18 protein-coding genes are annotated in these 21,399 nt (G+C 38.2%); 13 read left to right on the forward strand and 5 right to left on the reverse strand.

Features of this window, described 5'->3' with window-relative positions:
- Positions 1–7: 7 nt before the first annotated feature.
- Together M2408_RS08705 and M2408_RS08710 are read right to left on the reverse strand one after the other, a co-directional pair.
- Complete coding sequence (locus M2408_RS08705; protein WP_259180891.1) at positions 8–1,069, reverse strand: alpha/beta fold hydrolase; 1,062 nt, start codon at positions 1,067–1,069, stop codon at positions 8–10.
- 934 nt (positions 1,070–2,003) lie between these two features.
- Positions 2,004–3,059 (reverse strand): 3-oxoacyl-ACP synthase III family protein, encoded by a 1,056-nt coding sequence (locus M2408_RS08710; RefSeq protein WP_259180893.1) that lies wholly within the window; start codon positions 3,057–3,059, stop codon positions 2,004–2,006.
- A 564-nt stretch (positions 3,060–3,623) separates the two neighbouring features.
- On the opposite strand from M2408_RS08710, the gene M2408_RS08715 reads away from it, so the two are divergent.
- From M2408_RS08715 to M2408_RS08730, 4 genes are all read left to right on the forward strand, one after another.
- Positions 3,624–4,124, forward strand: coding sequence for a hypothetical protein (locus M2408_RS08715; RefSeq protein WP_259180895.1), 501 nt, complete (start codon positions 3,624–3,626; stop codon positions 4,122–4,124).
- A 206-nt stretch (positions 4,125–4,330) separates the two neighbouring features.
- Positions 4,331–5,077, forward strand: a complete 747-nt coding sequence (locus tag M2408_RS08720; RefSeq protein WP_259180897.1) for a nucleotidyltransferase domain-containing protein — start codon at positions 4,331–4,333, stop codon at positions 5,075–5,077.
- Positions 5,074–6,132, forward strand: coding sequence for a nucleotidyltransferase domain-containing protein (locus tag M2408_RS08725; RefSeq protein WP_259180900.1), 1,059 nt, complete (start codon positions 5,074–5,076; stop codon positions 6,130–6,132). The genes M2408_RS08720 and M2408_RS08725 overlap by 4 nt, the downstream gene beginning before the upstream one ends.
- A 387-nt stretch (positions 6,133–6,519) precedes the next feature.
- The gene (locus tag M2408_RS08730) at positions 6,520–6,885 is read left to right on the forward strand and encodes a hypothetical protein (protein WP_259180902.1); all 366 of its coding nucleotides are present in this window, start codon (positions 6,520–6,522) and stop codon (positions 6,883–6,885) included.
- A gap of 17 nt (positions 6,886–6,902) precedes the next feature.
- Here M2408_RS08730 and M2408_RS08735 read toward each other — a convergent pair whose 3' ends face one another.
- Entirely contained in the window at positions 6,903–7,709 is an 807-nt protein-coding gene (locus M2408_RS08735; protein WP_259180904.1) for an AraC family transcriptional regulator, read from the reverse strand.
- Between the two features lie 166 nt (positions 7,710–7,875).
- Here M2408_RS08735 and M2408_RS08740 point away from each other — a divergent pair, with 166 nt between their 5' ends.
- On the forward strand, positions 7,876–8,436 hold the full coding sequence (locus tag M2408_RS08740) for a GNAT family N-acetyltransferase (protein ID WP_259180906.1): 561 nt from the start codon (positions 7,876–7,878) through the stop codon (positions 8,434–8,436).
- A gap of 967 nt (positions 8,437–9,403) precedes the next feature.
- Here M2408_RS08740 and M2408_RS08745 read toward each other — a convergent pair.
- A complete protein-coding gene (locus M2408_RS08745) occupies positions 9,404–10,411 on the reverse strand; it encodes an AraC family transcriptional regulator (protein ID WP_259180907.1) in 1,008 nt (335 codons plus the stop codon).
- A 128-nt stretch (positions 10,412–10,539) separates the two neighbouring features.
- Between M2408_RS08745 and M2408_RS08750 the strand changes: the two genes are divergently transcribed.
- From M2408_RS08750 to M2408_RS08785, 8 genes are all read left to right on the forward strand, one after another.
- On the forward strand, positions 10,540–10,908 hold the full coding sequence (locus M2408_RS08750; protein ID WP_259180909.1) for a hypothetical protein: 369 nt from the start codon (positions 10,540–10,542) through the stop codon (positions 10,906–10,908).
- 1 nt (position 10,909) lies between these two features.
- On the forward strand, positions 10,910–11,305 hold the full coding sequence (locus M2408_RS08755) for a nuclear transport factor 2 family protein (RefSeq protein WP_259180911.1): 396 nt from the start codon (positions 10,910–10,912) through the stop codon (positions 11,303–11,305).
- 226 nt (positions 11,306–11,531) lie between these two features.
- Positions 11,532–12,098, forward strand: coding sequence for an RNA polymerase sigma-70 factor (locus tag M2408_RS08760; RefSeq protein WP_259180912.1), 567 nt, complete (start codon positions 11,532–11,534; stop codon positions 12,096–12,098).
- A gap of 86 nt (positions 12,099–12,184) precedes the next feature.
- Positions 12,185–13,273 (forward strand): FecR family protein, encoded by a 1,089-nt coding sequence (locus M2408_RS08765; protein ID WP_259180914.1) that lies wholly within the window; start codon positions 12,185–12,187, stop codon positions 13,271–13,273.
- 474 nt (positions 13,274–13,747) lie between these two features.
- Positions 13,748–16,882 carry a SusC/RagA family TonB-linked outer membrane protein gene (locus M2408_RS08770; protein ID WP_409049486.1) on the forward strand — a complete coding sequence of 1,045 codons (3,135 nt, stop codon included), beginning with the start codon at positions 13,748–13,750 and terminating at the stop codon, positions 16,880–16,882.
- Between the two features lie 23 nt (positions 16,883–16,905).
- Positions 16,906–18,036, forward strand: a complete 1,131-nt coding sequence (locus M2408_RS08775) for a RagB/SusD family nutrient uptake outer membrane protein (RefSeq protein ID WP_259180917.1) — start codon at positions 16,906–16,908, stop codon at positions 18,034–18,036.
- A gap of 25 nt (positions 18,037–18,061) precedes the next feature.
- Positions 18,062–18,694 carry a RagB/SusD family nutrient uptake outer membrane protein gene (locus M2408_RS08780; RefSeq protein ID WP_259180919.1) on the forward strand — a complete coding sequence of 211 codons (633 nt, stop codon included), beginning with the start codon at positions 18,062–18,064 and terminating at the stop codon, positions 18,692–18,694.
- A gap of 20 nt (positions 18,695–18,714) precedes the next feature.
- Positions 18,715–20,163 (forward strand): arylsulfatase, encoded by a 1,449-nt coding sequence (locus M2408_RS08785; RefSeq protein WP_259180922.1) that lies wholly within the window; start codon positions 18,715–18,717, stop codon positions 20,161–20,163.
- 132 nt (positions 20,164–20,295) lie between these two features.
- Here the strand turns inward: M2408_RS08785 and M2408_RS08790 are convergent, their stop codons facing one another.
- Positions 20,296–21,363: a 2,3-butanediol dehydrogenase gene (locus tag M2408_RS08790; protein ID WP_259180924.1), complete on the reverse strand. Its 1,068-nt coding sequence runs from the start codon at positions 21,361–21,363 to the stop codon at positions 20,296–20,298.
- Between the last annotated feature and the right edge of the window lie 36 nt (positions 21,364–21,399).

Genomic DNA, 21,399 nt, shown 5'->3' on the forward strand with positions numbered 1-21,399 from the left:
AAGATGCCTAAAGGCTCAACCTTTTTTCTTTCAGCCATTTTGATAGGTGGTTGGCGACTTCAATATTATTCAGGTCAGAAAAGGGGAAGTGTGTATTTCCATGAATACCGACCTCGGGAAGATGGACGACAGTGGCGTCACCCCCATGTTTATTGATTGTTGCCGCCCATATTCTGGCCATTTCTAGTCCCGAACGCCAGTGATCCATATTCCAGATTTTGGTGGGCTGTTTGGCAATATTATCTCCGTAGTAAATCACGATGGGAATTTTGGTGAGTTTTTCGAAATCTGCTAATGGAATTTCAACACCTTTGAGCTCACCAAAAAGTCCTGTGGATTGGATTGGTTGTGGCAGTTCGCCTTTCGGAAACATGAAGCTGCTATATGGTTCAAAGGCGACAACGGCTTTAACTCGGCTGTTTTTAATTGCCGTAGACCATCCCGGGCCACCCCCCTGTGAATGCGTTACCAATATACCAGCACCTATTTTATCAAACAACGTAGAGAGTGCTTCAGCGATGACATTACTGTCAAATGGTCCTGTATTGGGTGTCATCTGTCGATAAAATTGTTCCAGCGATGCGGTATCCCGTGGGAACTGTACATTTGGAAAATAGTCGGGATAATTGCCAATACGAAATTGTGTGAACCAAAACTGTTCGTCTGCAATAGGTTTGATAGTTGTTTCGACCATACTTTTACCCGCATCTCCACGTCTGGGCTGGTCAACTAAATATACCGGGAACATCCTGCGTAAAAAGATATTTTGAAATCCCTCTCTGCCGTCGGGTGTCGTTTCCCAGGTCTTTTTTGACTGTCCAGCGCCATGTAAAAATACCAATGGATATTTTCGGGCTTTCTGGGGTATCTGGTAATAGACATAGGCATGGTCTGCATGAAATGTCTGCCCCTGAGGAGCTAAGGCGTTACTCAGATCGAACTTCCCTTCTTCCATTTTCTTTGTTCCACCAATCGCAAAACTGCCTTGTTCTTCAATAACCATTGGTTTTTGCTTATTTTGAGCATTGGCTGATGAGAACATTGCGAGGAGTACTACTATTGTTGCCATTTTATTTGATAATGTCATTTTCATCTATATCAATTTATTTTCCAGTCTTGTAATCAATCTCAAGGATCGACACAATTAATCCGTTTCTTCCGAGTGAATGCTTCTCCTTCAGGATATTACCTCAAGTTTAACGCATTCTTTTCTTCGGGATCTTATTGAAATTATATCTTTTTCAAAATTGCGAAATACGCTAGTATATAAAGTTATATGAATTACTGAAATAAATACCATTATTACTGTTCATAGGAAGGTAACAAAATGATCAAAGACAAGTTCCGCAAGCGATAAACCACACAAAAATTGGATACCTTGCTATTTTCTGGATAGGGGATGAGCTGATGAAGCTATGCTATTGTTAATAAACCTTTGGGATTGATGGGATATCAGTTATTATTTGTATCTTTAAGAATAAGGTTTGTTATTCATATAACCCCATTCGACAAACCAAACATGATAAAAGCTTCTCGTTTTATCTTTAAATTTCTCCAATTATATCATCGTGAAATTTTCTGTTTAGAACCAACCACACTCAAGTTTAATCCCCACAATTCATGTACCCATGGTTATGGGACACACCCTCACAATGTAAATATTATAAGTCATGAGTAAAGATCAAAAAAAGGAAAAAAGTACGAAAGAGAAAACACAGTCGTCATATCAAAAAGAAAAGGACTCGATTTCAAAAGATCTAACAGATAATGTCTTTCGTAAAAAAAAGAAATAAGCAATTGTAGAAGTTAGCTTAATTTAATAATGGTAGATTATTAATTTGGAGCGAGTATAAAGAGTGGAGTATTAGACCACGCTTTTGCTCGCTCTTTTAGTATAAAATTTAAAACAACTCTTAGTTGTTTAAAAAAACTCCTTTCATAAGATTGAGCTTGTTTTGTTTTCGCTCATTGAAAGTAAATTGACTAGACATGTTGACGAATTGCTAAAGTCTATAGGTAAATGCATTGATATTCATTCCTGCACCTACAGAGGCAAATAAGATGATATCATTTTTATTGAATGAATGTCCTTCAATTTTTCCCTGCCTAATTAAATCATAAAGTGTTGGAATCGTTGCAACACTGCTGTTCCCAAATTTATGAATAGACATCGGCATGATATCCTCTGGCGGCTGCATATGATATAATCCATAGAATCGCGAAATAATAGCCTCATCCATTTTCTCATTGGCCTGATGAATTAATATCTTTTTTATGGCATTAATGTCAAGATTAGCTTTCTCTATGCAGACTTGCATGGCTAAAGGAACCTTACTCAGAGCGAATTCATATATCTTTCGTCCCTTCATCTTAATGTAACGGGTGCCTTCTTCATGTTGGCTGTTAAAGGAGCCTCCAAAATAAAGATAGTCGGCCTCATCAAATGCATAAGTTGCACTTTCAAAAGATAGTAATCCTGCCTCCTCTGTTGTAGCTTCTACGATAACTGCGCCAGCACCATCAGCATAGATCATTGAATCTCGATCGTAAGGATCTACGACACGGGAAAGTGTCTCGGTACCGATAACCATACAGCGTTTAGCCATGCCTGATTTGATAAACGCATTAGCTTGTATCACGCCTTCATTCCAGCCCGGACAACCGAATAAAAGATCATAGGCGATACAATGTGGATTTCGTATACCTAATTTTTTCTTGACTCGTGTTGCCAGACTGGGAACAGTATCCGATTGAACTTTTCCATAGGGTACATCGCCATAGTTATGTGCGACAATAATATAATCAAGTGTCTCTTGATCAATGTCAGCGTTAGCGATTGCCCGCTCTGCGGCAATAGACGCTAGATCAGAAGCCACCTGATCATTATTTGCATAACGACGTTCCTCAATGCCAGTAATATCTTTAAACTTACCTATAATGGATTCAGGGTATTTGACAGGCTCACCAGCCTCATCCAAAAAAATACGATCTTCAAAATTCGCGTTATTGATTTTATTGTCCGGAAGATAGCTACCTGACCCAATAATTTTTATATTCATTAATTTCCCTCCGTTTCTCAATTATTGAGTTAGTTTCTGTATTGTTCTTTGTGGAAAGCAGCAATGGGTTACGATGCCCAGTGATTTATAAATTTCAATGTAGACATTTTCTTGACCGAGCCTTCTTTTGCTTAATTTACCAAAATTATTTAAGATATCGCTATACAAGTTAAATAAAAGGGAACTTGCTCATTGTTTTCGGAATATATGCTGGAAATGCATACCAAATTCATAATGAGGGATCACGCATTTCGGGATCTTTGGGCCTCAGATAAACCAAGTAAGCTGCCTGTCATCGTGATTTCGGGAAGTAGCATCTTACATAAATTTATCCAATCGGGGCGGATATCAATCGTGTTATGGCAGCTATCGATCTGTACAAAATAGTTTTTATTTTATTTGCAGATTTACTTTAGGTGAACCCCTGATTTTTGTAGGTACTACCATGTAATTTAACTGAAAATGAGTTATATAAAGAGCGTTGTCTCTGATCAAAAAAATGGGTGATCAAAAAATAATCAAATCAAACAATAAGATACGTATTGTACTAAGAGATACCATGCGATGAAAAAAAAGTTATTATATATTGTATGCTCACTACTTTTTTTTAATTATTTTAAGAAAGATGCTCGCATAAATTATGTCTATGCGAAGCAGGGTCTGAATGGGACAACAGACGCTAATAAGCTCATCTCTGATACGGTATTGGTGAAAATTGCTGATAATATCGCGCTCAAGTGGAATAAAAAAAGCAATTCTCTTATTAAAGATTTCAATTATCATAACTATCTGAAAAGTAAAAATACCTTACGACTTATTGCTGAAAGTATTGGTTCTACAACTGATCTTGGGGTCTTGGTTTGTTCGAAGAAAAAGGGGCACTTAAAAGTTGGAGATGTAGCATTTCTCTATCTAATGGAGAATAGGAAATTTTATTTGTTCCAATGTTTAAAAATACAATTTGATGTGCTGGATAAAGATTGTAAGATCCCTCGATCCCTTTTAGATTATATAGATAAAAATCGTCATACCGTTGGAAAAAAAGTCAGCGAATGTATGATCTAACATTTCTTTTCATCATTACTGCGTATTCTACCTGCGTACTTTAGGAATAGCTTATGTAACGTGTTTTTTTTATGTAAAATTATCTAGCTGTAAATAAGTTAGATATAAAAATTTTTATCTGTTTTTTTGAATACGCAAAAAGGCTACAGTATCCCAGTTTGATATTTGTGACAACGAAAAAGGAAAAACAAATAAAAGTATCAAACATGGAAACAAAGATAAGAAATAGGCTAAATGAAATAGCGGAATTAGAAGGCATAAGCATACTGTTTGCTTGTGAATCAGGGAGTCGAGGCTGGGGATTCCCCTCGACAGATAGTGATTATGATGTTCGGTTTATCTATGCAAGAAAACCTTCAGATTATTCCAGCGTTTTTCCGTTGGAAACAGAATTGCGCTATCCTATAACTGGAGAACTGGATATATCTGGTTGGGATCTAATTAAAGTACTGGCGTTGTTGTACAAAAGTAATGTTAGCCCATTCGAATGGATACAGTCACCAATTGTATATCATGAAACTTCCGGATTTAAAGAAGGTTTTCTACCATTGATCGAAGACTATTTTAGTGCGCGCAGACAAGCACATCATTATCTTGGAATAGTTCGTAGTAAGATCGGCGATCTCTGCGGTGGGACTATACCACTCAAGACCCTGTTTTATATCTTGAGATCTTTGTTGGCTGCGGAGTGGTGTATCACCTATCGTTCTTATGCACCAATGGCTTTAGCCGATTTATCTGGATTAATGCCTGAGGGGATACGAACCGAAGTTGCGAAATTAGTACAATTGAAGAGTGAGGTAGACGAAGGTTTCAACTTTAGCTGTCCCGCAATAATAAAAGATTATCTGGAAGAAAGATTTAATCATTTGGAACATGAAGTGCATGATCTTCCAATGGTTAAGCTCCATAAGGAGGGGCTTGAAGATTACTTTAAAACTATACTGAAATGACTATACATGAACTTCGGGATAATGGACTAATCCTGTTTGAGGCAGTGGTTGGAAGTCGGGCTTATGGACTAGCGACCGCTACTTCGGATACAGATATCAAGGGTGTCTTTTATTTACCGCGCGATTATTTTTTTGGGAATAAATACATTGCTCAAGTTGCCAATTCGAGTAATGATGAGGTTTATTATGAATTGGGGCGTTTCGTGGAACTCCTTTCCAAAAGCAATCCCAATATATTGGAACTTCTGGCTAGTACCGATGAATGTCTCTTATACAAAGATCCGATCTTTGAACGCTTTAAGATTCAGGAATTTATGACTCGCGAGGCTGTGACTACTTTTGCCCAATACGCAATGGTTCAGGTACATAAGGCGAAAGGATTGAATAAGAAAATTAACAACTCCATGGACAAGGAACGTAAAAGTTTGCTTGATTTCTGTTTTGTAATCGAAGGGAATGGTAGTCAACAGTTAAAACAATGGCTGGTCAATCGCCAATGGAAACAGGAAAATTGTGGTTTGGCAAAGATAGATCATACCAAAGGTATGTATGCATTGTTTTATGATTTGACAGGAAAGTTTGGATACAAAGGTATTATCTCATCCACAGCAAGCGATGAGGTCTCCTGTAGCTCGATTGCAAAGGACCAAACGTCCAGTGCATATCTCTTTGTTAACCATGAAGCCTATTCTTCCTATTGTAAGACTTACAATGAGTACTTTACTTGGGTGGCCAAACGCAATGAGGTTCGTTTTCAGGGCACAGTGGGCCATGGTCAGGGGTATGATGCCAAAAACATGATGCACACGATCCGCTTGTTGGAACAGGCAAAAGAGATCTTGTTCAATGGTGAATTGCATGTACATCGGCCAAATAGGGAAGAGCTCCTGCTCATTAAAAGTGGAACATACAGTTATGAGGAACTTTTTCTGCGCTCCCAACAGCTTTTTAAAGAGATACAGGATCTTTCTTTGTCGAGCATGCTTCCAGCGGCACCGGATCAGGCTATGCTGACAAAACTTTTGGTGGAATTACGGGAAGAACTCTACCGCTGATGTTTGTCCTACTTCGAGGCGCAACCTCATCGATTGATTGAAGTTCGCCTCAAGTTGCGATAGATCTCTACAATCGATATGTGTGGTCTATTCAAGAAGCTTAATTTGAAATTAATGATGCTGCAAATAATCGATTATTTTGGACAGATATTAAGTCCTACCCCCCGAATCATAAATCTATCTGGTATTCAGGATCATTACTTACTATATTTATAAAGCAAATTAAAATTGCATATTTCGGTTGCTGGAAAGGCTATGAGTAAAATTGAATAATGGTATTTTGGGGTTTAAGCCGTTACAAGGGATCTTATAGAGTACCACAAGACTCGGTCAGCATTTGTCAAAATATGCCAATTGAAAAAGAATAATAAAAGCATTTCAAAACAGATGAGTTACGATATTTCACTATACAGGACTGAAACAAAGGTAAGGGAGGAAAATGCTCATGATGCGGATTTTTTCGAAAAAGAGGAAAACCTTGTTCCTTTTACTGGACAACAGTTTCAAGAGCTTAAAGAGCGACTTTTAAGCTACAACTACAAGATCACAGGAGAGGATGATCATGGTCTACATTTTAGCCATTCCGATGGCGATTTTGGCATCGCCTTATTAACAGGACATGCCCTCTACTTTACAGCAAGCTGGAATGAAAACTCAATTTTTGAAGTAGGAATGGTCGCTTCAGAATTTACTGACAGTGGAGAATACGCAAAGTATGATTTCCAGCGTGGGGAATGGGAGGTCTGGGAATGATCAGGCGTTCCCATAAATTATTTTCGGTATTGCGTTAATGTCATACCTGTTTGTTTCTTAAAATAACGTGTCAAATACGAACTGTCTTCAAAATTGAGACGGTAGGCAATCTCTTTAATGGATAAATTTGTGCTGCGTAGGAGAGCCTTTATTTCCAATGTAACCTGTCTATCTATCAATCCTTTTGGAGAGTCATTCAAGAAATCTTTGATGATTTGTGATAAATAGAATGGGGTAATGTTTAATTTGTTGGCATAAAATGCGACACTGCGTTGCTCAGTACTATACTTACCAACTAGATCCCAAAACTTCCAACACAATCTTTCAGTATGGCTATATTGCCGCATTGTGTTGATCCCCGTTACTGGCATCGCTTCAGCGATATAGAGAAAGATGCTTTGTAAATGATTTCGTAGCATTGTATGCTGATGGAGCGTACATGCTGCCTTTATATATTTGATTTGTTCTATCCACATTTTCAGTAGAATAGCTTGCTCAGGCTGGGGTCGGCACAATGGTGATTGATGCAGAAATAAGAAAAGTTCATTTGGTAAATCATAGGCGACCTCCGATGCCATTTCTTTGTCTACAAGACAGTAAAAGGCGCTAAAATCACTCGATAAGCGTTGCACAACAGTGATACTGTCTTTCGCTAATACCATGATATCGTTGGGTTTGAGTAGATAATTTTTAAAATCTACATTCACCACGGCACTGCCTTTAAGGCAAACGATAAGATTGGTGTAACTAAGGGGTAAAGGGTAACCGAGACTTTCTCTCAAGGTACTTTCTCCAAGGCTGACAATTTCCTTTCCTTTAATCATATTAGCGAATAATTTATGCTGGCTTGCGATAAGCACTTTGAATATTTTTTTAGCAGTTTATACTTCTTTATAGTTTTCAAAAGTACCCATTTTACACAGTTTTTGTTTATATAAGCCTGTAAAGTCCCTATATCTTTGCAACGTACTAATAAAAAAATAGATTATTATGATTTTAGAAACAGAAAGATTGATTTTGCGACCATTTAAGGAGGCCGATGCTGCAGATTTATATCATTATGCCAAAGACGCTAATGTAGGACCAATAGCGGGGTGGCCACCACATACGAGTGTGGAGCAGAGCAGGGAGATAATCAATACAATATTTGCACAGGCTGGGGTATTTGCGATTGCACTCAAAGAAGATAATATTGCCATTGGAATGATTGGTTTGATTTTGGGGAAGAACAGCAATTTCCCAATTACAGAAGCTGAAGGGGAGATTTCCTACTGGATAGGGGTGCCATTCTGGGGACGAGGTTTAATGCCCGAAGCGATCCGTGCAGTAGTGCGCCATGGTTTTGAAGATTTAAGATTGGTGAATATCTGGAGTGGATATTATGAAGGCAATGCCAAGTCTCAGATTGCACAAGAGAAGTGTGGATTTAGATATCATCACACAGAAGAGGGGAGCCATAATGCCTTTTTGAACGAGGTTCGTAAGGAACATATAAGCCGTTTGACACGTGATGATTGGACTATGGCTAATTATGGTAAGGTTTCATTCTAATAGGTTTGCGTGTCACTTCAAAATATATGTTGGGACTGTATTATTAAACTCTATATATAGATATATCAGCTTCACCCAAAAATGGGGCTGATATATTCTAGTAAATACTCATTTTTTTCTTTTGTTGCACGACCATGTTTATTTGTATGAAAGGCTAGAAATAGTTTGTTTAGATCAGGAATTATTTCCTATGATCCATGACATTAAAATTGTAGTAGGGGCTAACAATATTATTGTTCTGATCTATGGGGCTTGCCTGTATTCCATTCGCTGTTGGCATAAGCTTAAAGTTATGATAATCAATTTTTGAGCCTTTGAAAGGAGGATCTAACGTTATAGTACTGTCAGTGCTCTTGTACCTTCCATATGAAATATCCGAGCCAACCAAAAATACACTTTCATAAATGTAAGTACTATCACTCCGTAGCCTAATACCAATACCATTTATATCACCGTTAAAATATAATTCCATGAAAACAGGCTTATTGAGTTCCTTTTTTACACTATGATTTAGTAAAAAGGCAGTGATCGTGATACATACGCACACAAGTGTTAGCAAAAAAGAACCTAACTTTTTACTCGTTTTGTATCCTTGGACATCCTTGAAAATTACAAAAATGGTTAATAGGATATCACATATTAGAATGAATATCCAAAAGAAATCAGCTATAAACGAAGTTCCATACTGCTGTTGATTAATATAACGGAGGCTTATAAAACCTAAGATCGCGACAATAATAGTTCTTGTAAAACTCATAAGAATTCAGATTATATTTTTGACTATTTTAATCATTCAAGTTTAAAAATCAATTAAAATACATTAATTTTCATTTTTTTTACATTGTGAATTGGATAAATATTTTGTTCTTGGTTCAAGCTCTAACTAAGTGGTTTTACATTAGCCATTGGAACAGGCTAAAACACGGATATTCTTATAATTTTTATATTATTGTAACACCATAAAAATCTAGAGACCAGCTGTTCGATATTCTGTAGGTGTTTTCCCTGTCCATTTTTTAAATGCCCGAACGAAGGCACTTGGCTCAGCATAGCCCAAAATGGTTGAAATTTCTTTTACCGAAGAACTACTGTTTTGCATGTAATGGACAGCCAGTGACTTACGCACCTCCTCAACAATTTGTACATAAGATGCTCCCTCATCTTTGAGTTTACGTTGTAAAGTCCTTACACTGATATTGAAATTTCCGGCTACCGCTTCGATCGAGAGTGAGTAAAGGTAAGAGTTCGCTAGAAGGTAGTTGAATATCCTCTTGGAAAGAGCACCTGTTAACTCGTTTGGATTTTGCAATTTGTTCATTTGGTTAATGAGCAAAGTTTGCACCTCATAGTTGGCTGTAATGATTGGAAAGTCCAGGTATTCTCTGGGAAATTCTACCGTATAATGTTCTGCTTTTCCTATTGGACATTTCAAAATTATCTCATAGTCCATGTAGCGATCTTTCTGAAAGCTTGGTAGACCAACCTTCGTGGGTTTCAGATTTTTAAGTAACAGCCCTTTCAATTCATAAATTGTAAACGCTATCAGGAAGTCTCCGAATTGTCTTTGGGTCATCTGGAAATGGTCAAAACCTGTATTTTTAAGGTATTGGATGACACATGTTTTAGGTCCGAGTTCTATTTCCATTGTATAAAGATCCGTGACTAGGTGCATCATTGATCGTACTTGTAGCAGAGCATCTTTCACAGTGCTACTCGTCTGGATAATCTGTCCGACAATATTCAGCGCCGCTAACTGCATTGTGGCTCCAAAATGCAAGCCTATCAGCTCATCTTTGGAAAACTGAACAATGTTCTTCCACAGATTTTCCACCTGTTGGTTAGAGATATCAAACCTGGCGCTGTTCATTAACTGGGCAATCGAAAACCCTGATAATGCAGTAATTCTAGCATTATCTAGCCCACGCTCGCCACAAAAGGCAATTAAGGCTTGCAACATGGTCTGTCTATAATTCATACTGTAAATCTAATGATATGTTTTACAGTTTGTATCTGATTGTCGCATAATGTCAATACCCTGTCGCTTATAGATAATCCAAAGCCGTCCGTACAGCAGTACTTTTGAGTAACAAAAAGATAGAGATTATGACACTAAAAAATGTATTGCTGACCAATGCGATCAGCTCAGGAATGACCGGGCTCTTATTAGCGACCATGCCTTCTTTATTTACACAACTATTTAAAACACCACACAGTAGCCCATTTACCTTGGTGGGAGGTTTCCTGATCGTGTTTTCTGTATTTGTACTGGCAACGGCTATGAAGAAAATTATCTCGAAAAGCTGGACCAAATTTATCATTACGCTAGATGTTATTTGGGTTATTGCCAGCGTTATTGCTGTCATCTCCTTATTTTATACAATCAGTATTATAGGTTCTGTTATGATCCTAGCTGTTGCCGTATGGGTTGGAATGATGGCTTATTTGCAAAACAGAAATCTAAACACTATTTGAGATGGAAAATATCAATGCTTTTGTGGATACCTTCCTAGGTTGCTTGCAGCGGCGAGAACTGAAAAATCTGGTTGATCTTTTTGCTGAAGAGTTTTACCTGGAAATTCCAGGCAATACTGCAAAGATAAAATGGCTGGGATCGAGAAGTTCAAAACCGGAGGTGGAACAACTTTTTAAGCTATTGTGGTCAGCTGTAGAACCCGTAACGGCTGCAATACAGACAGTATTGACCAACGAAGATCAGGCTATTATAAAAGGGAATTTTACCTCCAAGATGTTGGAAACAGGAAAGCTGGTCAGTTCTGTATTCTTTATTCACTTGAGGATACATAACCATAAAATTATCGAATATACGCTCTTGGAAGACAGTTATGCGGTTTCAGAGGCTTTGCTATAAAGATTGCCTAGTCTAATGAATAGGATAAAATGTATAAATTCAATTAAGAATTTATACATTTTATATAAGGAGGGTCTGTACCAACTGAACAGTTATATGCAATCTATTAACTGAAACAATTAGCAAACCAAAAATAGTATTTGGCTAAAAAAGTATGGTTTTTGTATTCTTGTATATGTGTAAAAATTAATATCTTTATTTTATATAGACCATTTTTCATAAATAAATGCAGGATTTTAATCAAGCCCCCTTCCTATGGAATGAATTGCGATATGCAATAGCGTTCGATCGAAGTCAGGTTGCATTTAAAACCTTATTCAAAAGTTTTCACCCCGATCTATATGAGTTTGGTGTCGCCATAATCAAGTCGTCGGAACCAGTAGAAGATATTATCTCAGAGATATTTATGAAATTGTGGCTATTGGAAGATAAGTTAATGGAAATAGAAAATATTAAAACTTATCTCTTTAGGTCTGTTAGAAACAATGCCATAAAATATCTTGAAAGACAACCCTCTCATGTTGATATTTCTGAGATTATTGATTTCAATTATCAATCTCCAAGTGTTGAACAGGAATATATATCAAATGAGAATCTGAAAATTATACAACAAACTATTGAGGAACTGCCCTCAAAATGCAAAATGGCTTTTACCCTCGTAAAAGACCTTGGCTGTACGTACCACGAAACGGCCGCTATTATGGAAATTTCCAAAAATACGGTGGATCGGCATATACAGCTTGCCCTGCGTCGTCTAAGAGAATCAATTTTTTTAAAAAAAATAAATAGCTAGTATACAGCTGTTTGAAGTTTTATTTCATTTTCAATTGGTGACATTCATCCTCTTTTGGCTCTTATTTTAAAGAATCAAAAGGAACTATGAACCAAGATCAATTTCTAGATTTATTAAATAGACAGCTTGAGGGAAGACTAAATCCTGAAGAAAAGCGGCTTTTGGAGAAATTGATCAATGAAGATAGTCGAAATAAAGTTCTTTATAATTTTATTGTAAGTAAAGTTCAATCTTCGCAATCGAGTATCCCAAATACTGAATCCGCATTTGATCAAATATGGCAACAGATAGAAAGCACTGAGTCAGAAATCAACACAGTGAAATCCGAGGAGATCGCGACTCCGTCGTTACGCTTATCTTTATTTGAGACGCTGAAATTAAAAGTTAAGAAAGTGGGCTATCCTTTTTATTTAGCCGCTGCCTCTGTACTAATTATCCTTTCCACCGGCATTTGGTGGTATAAACATCAAGCGAGATCCATTGAGTATGGAATGCATTATAGTAGTGCTAAAGGAGAGAAGAGAATTCTTAATCTTCCAGATGGCAGTACGGTCTGGCTGAATGGAGATAGTAAACTTTATTTGGCCAAAGGTTTCAACAAAAAGGATCGTCATGTCAAATTAATTGGTGAGGGTTTCTTCTCGGTAGCGAAAGACAAAAGGCATCCTTTTATTGTGTCATACAAAGACGCTGAAGTGAAGGTTCTTGGCACCAAGTTCAATATCAGAGCATATCCTGACGAGCATAAAATACAGACCTCACTCGTAGAAGGTGCGATCGAAATGACAGATAGAACGAATGGCGAAACCTACCGTATGATACCGGGTGAAAAAATAACTATTGCGGAAAAATTAGTTCAGCAGGCCTTGCGAAAAACTCGCAGTCCATTGGTACAACGTACAGAACTCCAAATTCAAGAAGGGGAAAAAATGCCATCGGAGACTTTGTGGCTTGAAAATAAGCTCTCGTTTGAAGGCGATCCGATGTCTATCGTCGCTTCTAAAATTAGCAAATGGTATAATCGAAATATTATAATTAACAATACGGAGCTTGAAAATACGACGTTCACAGGAACTATGGAAGGTTATAATCTTGACATGGCTTTAAAGACTATTACACTGGCTAATCCAGCTATACGTGTTAAACATGAAAATGACACAATTATTCTATATTAACCCTAAATAAACGATGAATAAAGACTACACATAACCCATCAAAAAAAGGATACACCGGTTGATGTATCCTCTAAGTTCATGAAATAAAGAGTACAAGGTCCCTGAGAAAGATAATGTACTCTATGGTTCCATAATCAAATTAAAACTATGAAAAATAATTTACATGGTCAGGTATTTTTTGCACGAAAATCAAGTACCATTAAATATGCATTAATGACAAAATTAACGCTAGCGCTCACTTTTGCATTTACCGTAAAGGTTTTCGGAATAAGCACCAAAGCTCAAGAGAAGGTATCTTTAAAAATCAGGAATACTGATCTTAAAACTGTGTTAAAAACAATTGAAAAGCAAACCAAAGTTAAATTCATCTATTTTGACAATGTTGTAGATGATAAAAACCTACCTTTAATCTCTGTCGAAAATCAAAATTGGAACAATGCTTTGGCGCCATTGCTGAATAGATTTCAGCTTCGAATGGAAAACACGAGCGAGAATACTTATGTGATAACCGTTAATGCTAAATCACTACAAGGTCTCGATATCAAAGGAAAAGTTGTGGATCGTCAGGGCTTCCCGCTATCTGGTGTAACCTTGGTTGAAAAGGACAAGGATCGCGGTACAAGTACCAATGACAAAGGCGAATTTACGCTCAGAGTAAGTGGCCCCAATGCAATACTGCTCGTTAGTAATGTTGGTTTTATAAGTCAGGAAGTTTCAGTTAGTCAATCTTTTATGGCGATTACCTTACAAGAAGATTTAACCTCTTTAGAAGAGGTTGTTGTCGTTGGTTATGGTACACAGAAGAGGGCAAATCTTACTGGATCTGTGGCTTCCGTTGATATGGAAAAGGTATTGGGCGATAGGCCGGTAACGAGTAGTTCCCAAGCCTTACAAGGTGCATTACCGGGGCTTCAAGTGACATTTGGTGGGGGGCGTCCGGGAACTTCAACCGAATTGAATATTCGTGGTTTACCTTCAATTAATGGTGGATCTCCTTTGGTTTTGGTGGATAATGTACCTATGAATATGGATGATGTCAACCCAAAAGATATTCTAAATGTCACTGTATTAAAAGATGCGGCTGCGGCTTCAATTTATGGTGCTAGAGCTGCTTTTGGTGTTATACTCATCACAACTAAGAAGGGGACTCGAAATCAACCAACCAGCATCAATTACTCCAGTAATCTAACTTGGAGCCGGCCGTCAACTTTGCCGGAAAAGGCAACTCCTTTGGAGTTCGTTCAGGCATTAAAAGACTTCGGAAACAGTTCAAATTGGGCAGGTCAAAATGTGGATACCTGGCTTGAACTGTTAAAGGAATATCAGACCAATCCCTCTAAATATGCCGATGGTATAGCCGAGATAAACAATACAAAATATCCTTTGAAAGAATACGATCTCTATAACGAAGTGTTCCAGACAGGATTTGAGCATTTACACAATCTGTCTATTCGGGGCGGTTCCGAAAAGATAGCATATAGGCTATCCGGTATGTATAGCAATGAAGATGGCATTATGATTACCAAAAAAGACAGCTACAGCAGGTATAATTTTAATGCTTTTGTGAATGCTGAACTGTTTAAGAATTTTAATGCAAGTGTCAATGTATTTTATAAAAAGGATAATCGCCTGACTCCAGCAAATATGGGCGAAATGTTTTACAGAGCTCTCACATTCGGATCCTATCTCAATCCGGGTGAAACCGTTGATAACGATGGAAAAACTATTCCCTATGGAACTCCAAACAATTACCTTAGGTACGAGGATGCCGCACGTAGATATGAGGAAAATCTTAGACTTTTTGGAAAATTGGAATATAATCCTTTACCCGGCTGGAATATAACCGCAGAGTACACCTTTAGCAAAAATAATCTAAACAATAAAAATGCCCAGAATAGAAATAGGTATATGAATCCGAACAATTTCAATACGGAATATCTATTTAATCAGGATTTTTATACCCGGTCAAATTCGCAGACAGATTATAATGCCTTAAATTTTTATACGAGCTATAGTCGTGCGATAGCAGATCATAATCTGAAAGTACTGGTAGGAACAAATTATGAGAAAAGTTATATCGAATCCTTTTCAGCCACAAGGTACGGCATATTGAGCCCAAATTCGCCTTCATTGGGGACAAGTACGGGGACACAAAATACATCCGATAGTTTCGGTCAATACGCTGTGTTGGGTTATTTCGGAAGAATTAACTATGATTACAAAAACCGTTATCTTTTGGAGCTAAATGGTCGCTTGGATGGTTCTTCCCGTTTCCTTAAAGATAGCAGGTTTGGATTTTTTCCCTCTGTGTCCGCGGGATGGAACGTCGCAGAGGAAGGTTTTATGGAGCATCTTAAAAACAGCATTCCAATGCTGAAATTTAGGGCTTCTTATGGAGAGATAGGCAACCAAGTAGTATTGAGTTCCGATAAAAACCAGGTCTATTTCCCAACAATTCCACAAATGAATACGGGTAATGCCAACTGGATAGACCCTAATACGGGTGTCCGTTTTCTGACGATCAATCCGCCCAATTTAATCAGTTCGACTTTTTCCTGGGAAAAGGTTCGCACCTTAAACCTAGGTGTTGATATTGCATTGTTCAACAGTAAACTGAATGGAAGTTTTGATTGGTTCAGACGTCAGACAATTGGCATGCTTTATCAGGGAGCAGATTTACCGGCAGTTTTGGGATCTGCACCACCATTTCAAAATGTGACTGACCTTGAATCGAAAGGCTGGGAGCTCGAACTTTCCTGGAAGGACAAAATCAAAGACTTTAAATATTCGTTTACCTTTAATCTTTCCGACAATAGGGCATTCATTACCAAGATCAATAATAGCGCAGGATTGATAGATGGTTATTACAAAGGGAAAGAAATTGGTGAGATATGGGGCTATGTAAGTAATGGATATTATACAAATGACGACTTTCAGCCTAATACATTGGATGCTAATCTGATGAATGGCAAACTTAAAGAAGGTATACCTTTTTTCAAGGGAGTGGCGCAGAATCCCGGTGACATGAAATACGCGGATCTGAACCAAGATGGTATTATTTTCAATGGCACCAATACGGTATCCGATCCGGGCGATATGAAGATCATCGGTAACAGCAATAGACGTTTTCAATTTGGATTAAATAGTAATTTTTCTTATAAAAATATTGATCTGAGCATTTTCATCCAGGGGGTGGGTAAGCGGGATATTTGGTTAGATAATTTCCTGATGTGGCCCTATAATAATCAGTTTGGAACGCTCTACAAGGGCAATCTTGATTATTGGACTCCGGAGAATACGGATGCGACCTATGCAAGAATATATGCAAATGCTGGATTAAATACCAGTGCCAATAGGCGTCGGCAGACGAAATATCTTTCAGATGCATCTTATCTGCGTGTACGGAATATTACGGTAGGATATACAGTGGACAATAAAATTTTACGCAGTAAAGTGGTCAACAACATCAAATTCTTTGTGTCGGGTGAAAATCTATTTAAAGCCGACCATATGCCCAGAGGGATGGAAGCCGATGGAGAAGATATCGGTTCGGGAGGGATTTATCCATTCCTGAAAAAATACAGTTTTGGTGTCAATGTTACTTTTTAATCATTAGAAAAACGTAAAATATTATGAAAAAGAGATTTATCCAATATATCATTTTCCTTGGTTTGAGCACATCCTTATCCAGCTGTAGCAATTTACTGGATCTGGATTCCGAGGGGACTTTAACCGAACAGAGCACATTCACTAACTACAATAATTTTATTTCGTATGCCTGGCAGTTTTATGGTACCTTCCCAGGATACAACGTTTCAATTCCAGATTCAGAGGTGAACAGCGATTTATTTGCAACTGCTCAAGCCAATAGTACTTCGGACTGGATCTGGCAGCGTATGGTTGTTCCTTCAACGAGCGTAGATTATAAGGATCCATTTATACAGATTCGTTCCATTAATATTCTTTTGGATAATATTGATCAAGCCAGCCAATTGTCTGAGTCTGAGAAAAAACATATTCGCAGTATCGGGTACTTTTTCAAAGCTTACCAATACATGGACCTGTTGAACAAATTCGGCAGCGCGATCTGGGTAGAACATGCCATCGATGATGGCGATAAGGAAATCTTATATGGTACCCCGAGCGACCGCGATGAAATCGCTGCTCATATTCTGGAAATGCTAAGCTATGCGGGAGAAAATATCAAAGAAACAGGTGATGGACCTAATACGATAAACCGTAAAGTTGTATTGGCCTTGACCGCACGCTTCGGTTTGCGTGAAGGTACTTGGCGTAAATATCGACAACTTAAAGATGCTGAAAAATACCTGCGTCTATCAGCTTTAGCTGCGGAGAAAATTTTGGTCAATAATATTCCGTTGATAAACAATTATGATTTGCTTTTTAACAGCGAGTCATTGGCTAATGTCAACGAAGTATTTCTTTACAAACAGTATGAATTGAATCAGATTACACATGGTCTGGCCTCTAGAGCCCGTAATTCAGCTGGTCGTTGGGATCTCACCAAGAAAGCCGTCGATATGTACCTGATGAAAGATGGGCAAACCCGTTGGACAAGTACTGCATTTGATGGGGATCAAAGTGCTTACGACGAATTTCGGAATCGGGATACCCGTTTATACTATACCATTCCACCTCCTTACAGAGTAAAAATGGGGAAAACAAATTTACTATGGGAATATACGGATAATCCAAATGATCGGGAATATATAGATTTAATGGCTACATTATACATTATCTGACGATAAGCATAAAACGTTACCATGGATGAACTGGGAAGGTCTGATATTGAAAGAAGAACCCCATTATGTAGATTTTACAAATGGACAGCCCTATAGTGTAAGTTATACGGGCTATCGTTTCTATAAATTCAGCAATAAAATCAATCGAATCCAAAATGTTGATATCAATGATGCACCAATATTTAGACTTGGTGAAATTTTGGTCAGCTATGCAGAGGCAAAATACGAATTAGACGAAATCAGCCAGCAGATTATTGATCAAACGATAAATAAATTGAGAGCACGGGGTGGTGTGGCGCCATTGCAGTTAACTGCAATCCCACAAGATCCTACACGCGATCAATCGGTGAATACCATCCTTTGGGAAATACGTAGGGAACGGGCAGTGGAATTGATGGGCGAAGGTTTTCGATTCGACGATCTCAGAAGATGGAGAAAAATGGATTATGCAGTAGCGACAAAATTGGGCCGATATATTACTAAAGGTGTGGATGTTCCGGCCAATACACCTATCCCAGTTGAAAATGGATCGACAAAAGGGTATATCTCTTACGAAGGTAAGGCGCCGTCACCATTTCCGGAGTATTATTATTTATACCCGTTTCCTTCTTCGGAACTTGTACAAAATAAAAATTTAAAACAAAATGAAGGTTGGTAATTACTTAACTTTGGATATACATGAACCTACTAAAATCTATTAATAATAAGAAGGTAGCTGTAGCTGTTTTCTTATTGGCTATATCAGGAGCCACATTTGCTCAAAATAGGGCGACAAGACCCAATATTGTTTTTATTATGGCGGATGACCTCGGTTATGGGGATCTTGGTGTATATGGTCAGAAAAAAATTGAAACCAAGCATATAGATTCACTAGCCAATAAGGGAATGAAGTTTGAGAACTTTTATGCTGGTACCTCTGTCTGTGCACCTTCGCGTTCTTCTCTAATGACAGGACAACATACTGGACATACCTATGTAAGAGGAAATAAAGAAATCGAACCAGAGGGACAACAACCGTTGGCAGATTCAGTACAGACAATAGCTATGTTGTTGCAGAAGGCGGGCTATGCGGCAGGTGCTTTCGGAAAATGGGGACTAGGGATGGTCAATACTACCGGATCACCGGATCAGAAGGGATTTGACGAGTTTTATGGTTACAATTGCCAACGTCAATCCCACCGTTATTACCCTACTCACCTTTGGCATAATAAGGAACGGATTGAGCTTGATGGTAATGGATTATTGGCCAAAGGTCAATATGCACCAGCATTGATCCAAGAGAAAACTCTTGCCTTTATTGATGCGAATAAAGACAAACCTTTTTTTCTCTTTGTACCTACTGTGCTTCCCCATGCCGAACTTTCTGGTCCAGAAGATGAATATTACCAGCAATATGCCAATTCATTTGATGAAAAACCACATAAAGGAAATGATTACGGACCAAAGGCAACAGTTCCGGGTTATGCTGGTGTAGAGAAACCGCATGCAATGTATGCGAGCATGGTAAGTCGTATGGATGCTTATGTTGGTCAGATCGTAGAAAAACTACGTCAAAACAAATTGCTTGACAATACCGTAATTATATTTACAAGTGACAACGGTTCACATAAAGAAGGGGGAGCAGATCCTAATTTTTTCAATAGTTCTGGAGGTTTACGTGGAAATAAGCGTGATTTGTATGAAGGAGGCATCAGGACTCCGTTCATTGCCTATTGGCCGGGAAAAATAGCTGAAGGAAAGACATCAAGCTATCTGGGGGCATTTTGGGATATTATGCCAACGATGGTCGAACTTGCTAAGGCAGATAAACCCAGATATACAGATGGGATTTCTTTTGTTCCTACTTTATTGGGACGCAATAAACAACAAAAGCAACATGATTATCTTTATTGGGAATTCCATGAAGATGGTGGACGTCAGGCCTTACGAAAAGGTGACTGGAAACTCATTTTGCAGAAAGTAACTACCGGTACTCCGATTAAAGAGCTGTACAATCTCAAACAAGATCCAAAAGAACAGAACAATGTTGCGAATAGCAATCCGAAAAAAGTACAGGAATTGCAACGCTTGATTGAGAAAGCGCATGTGGAGAGTGCTATCTTCCCGTTGACCAATAATACCAAATAAGATGTAAATCATTTACAAAAGATTTGGCAAACCGAATAAATATGGCCGCTTGGGACACCCAAGCGGCCATATTTATAACGATCACATTATTTTTTCGATACGTTGCTTATTATTGTCTGTATCCTGACTGCGTTAATTTTTCTGTATATCAATTAAGATTTTGACTTCAGTGGGATCATTAACCAGAGCTTCAAATCCTTCTGAAACGATATTGTCTAAGCTTATTTTGCGTGTCACAAGTTTCTCTACGGGCATACGTCCACTATCGATAAGTGCGATAACCTGTGGAAAGATATTACGATAAGCAATAATACCTTTAATGGTGATTTCCCGTAGCACTTGATCCAGTGCATTGGTATTTACAGGTTTACCAAAAAGTGCAACTAAAACAGCCGTTCCACCATTTTTTAAACTATCAATTCCAGTTGTATAGGAGGCTTGTACACCAGCGCAATCTAGAAATACATCCACTCCAAGCTCCGTGATGGACTTAATCTTTTGTGGTATACCTTCTTCTTTTGCGTTGATGATATGGGTAGCACCGATGGCTTTAGCCTTCTCCAATCGCTTGTCAGCGATATCAGTCACAATAACTGTTGTTGCACCTGCTGCAATTGCTGCCTGAACGCACAGTAAACCTATTGGACCAGCTCCAGAGACCAATACCGTTTCTCCGATTTTAAGTCCACTTTGGAGTACTGCATAAACTGCTACAGCGGCAGGTTCCACTAATGCCCCCTTTTCGAACGACATGCTATCGGGTATTTTGTGTACCATATAGTCTTCGACGACAACATACGGCGCAAATCCACCATTGCTGGATAGGCCTACAAATCCCAAAGGTTCAGATAAATTATATGCACCATTTGCGATAAAAGGACTATCGAAGTTTTTAAAAATCGGTTCTACGACCACACGGTCACCTACTTTTAAATGATGGACGCCTTCACCAATCGCATCTATTACTCCTGAAAACTCATGTCCTAATGTAGTGGTTCCTTGATGCCCATTTAGTGGATAAGGTTGATCTACTGGGATTAATTGGGGACCATGTACATATTCATGTAGATCAGATCCACAGATTCCTGCGAAATGAACAGCTATTTTAACTTGACCAGACTTCGGTTCAGGAATTTCAGTTGATTCTACTCTGATATCTTTTGCAGCATACCAACGTGCGGCTTTCATTGTATTCGTCATGTTATCTCCTTTTTTGAATATAAACTAAGTTAAGCA

The organism is Sphingobacterium sp. BIGb0165, assembly GCF_024810095.1.
In the GTDB taxonomy this organism is placed as follows: domain Bacteria; phylum Bacteroidota; class Bacteroidia; order Sphingobacteriales; family Sphingobacteriaceae; genus Sphingobacterium; species Sphingobacterium detergens.

Excerpts from the sequence above, each read along its gene's own strand:
- M2408_RS08720 (WP_259180897.1), top strand. The coding sequence starts at position 4,331 with ATGGAAACAAAGATAAGAAATAGGCTAAATGAAATAGCGGAATTAGAA.
- M2408_RS08790 (WP_259180924.1), bottom strand. The coding sequence starts at position 21,363 with ATGACGAATACAATGAAAGCCGCACGTTGGTATGCTGCAAAAGATATC.
- M2408_RS08750 (WP_259180909.1), top strand. The coding sequence starts at position 10,540 with ATGACACTAAAAAATGTATTGCTGACCAATGCGATCAGCTCAGGAATG.
- M2408_RS08740 (WP_259180906.1), top strand. The coding sequence starts at position 7,876 with ATGATTTTAGAAACAGAAAGATTGATTTTGCGACCATTTAAGGAGGCC.
- M2408_RS08710 (WP_259180893.1), bottom strand. The coding sequence starts at position 3,059 with ATGAATATAAAAATTATTGGGTCAGGTAGCTATCTTCCGGACAATAAA.
- M2408_RS08765 (WP_259180914.1), top strand. The coding sequence starts at position 12,185 with ATGAACCAAGATCAATTTCTAGATTTATTAAATAGACAGCTTGAGGGA.
- M2408_RS08785 (WP_259180922.1), top strand. The coding sequence starts at position 18,715 with ATGAACCTACTAAAATCTATTAATAATAAGAAGGTAGCTGTAGCTGTT.
- M2408_RS08705 (WP_259180891.1), bottom strand. The coding sequence starts at position 1,069 with ATGGCAACAATAGTAGTACTCCTCGCAATGTTCTCATCAGCCAATGCT.
- M2408_RS08770 (WP_409049486.1), top strand. The coding sequence starts at position 13,748 with ATGGAAAACACGAGCGAGAATACTTATGTGATAACCGTTAATGCTAAA.
- M2408_RS08760 (WP_259180912.1), top strand. The coding sequence starts at position 11,532 with ATGCAGGATTTTAATCAAGCCCCCTTCCTATGGAATGAATTGCGATAT.
- M2408_RS08735 (WP_259180904.1), bottom strand. The coding sequence starts at position 7,709 with ATGATTAAAGGAAAGGAAATTGTCAGCCTTGGAGAAAGTACCTTGAGA.
- M2408_RS08715 (WP_259180895.1), top strand. The coding sequence starts at position 3,624 with ATGAAAAAAAAGTTATTATATATTGTATGCTCACTACTTTTTTTTAAT.
- M2408_RS08745 (WP_259180907.1), bottom strand. The coding sequence starts at position 10,411 with ATGAATTATAGACAGACCATGTTGCAAGCCTTAATTGCCTTTTGTGGC.
- M2408_RS08775 (WP_259180917.1), top strand. The coding sequence starts at position 16,906 with ATGAAAAAGAGATTTATCCAATATATCATTTTCCTTGGTTTGAGCACA.
- M2408_RS08755 (WP_259180911.1), top strand. The coding sequence starts at position 10,910 with ATGGAAAATATCAATGCTTTTGTGGATACCTTCCTAGGTTGCTTGCAG.
- M2408_RS08730 (WP_259180902.1), top strand. The coding sequence starts at position 6,520 with ATGAGTTACGATATTTCACTATACAGGACTGAAACAAAGGTAAGGGAG.
- M2408_RS08725 (WP_259180900.1), top strand. The coding sequence starts at position 5,074 with ATGACTATACATGAACTTCGGGATAATGGACTAATCCTGTTTGAGGCA.
- M2408_RS08780 (WP_259180919.1), top strand. The coding sequence starts at position 18,062 with ATGAACTGGGAAGGTCTGATATTGAAAGAAGAACCCCATTATGTAGAT.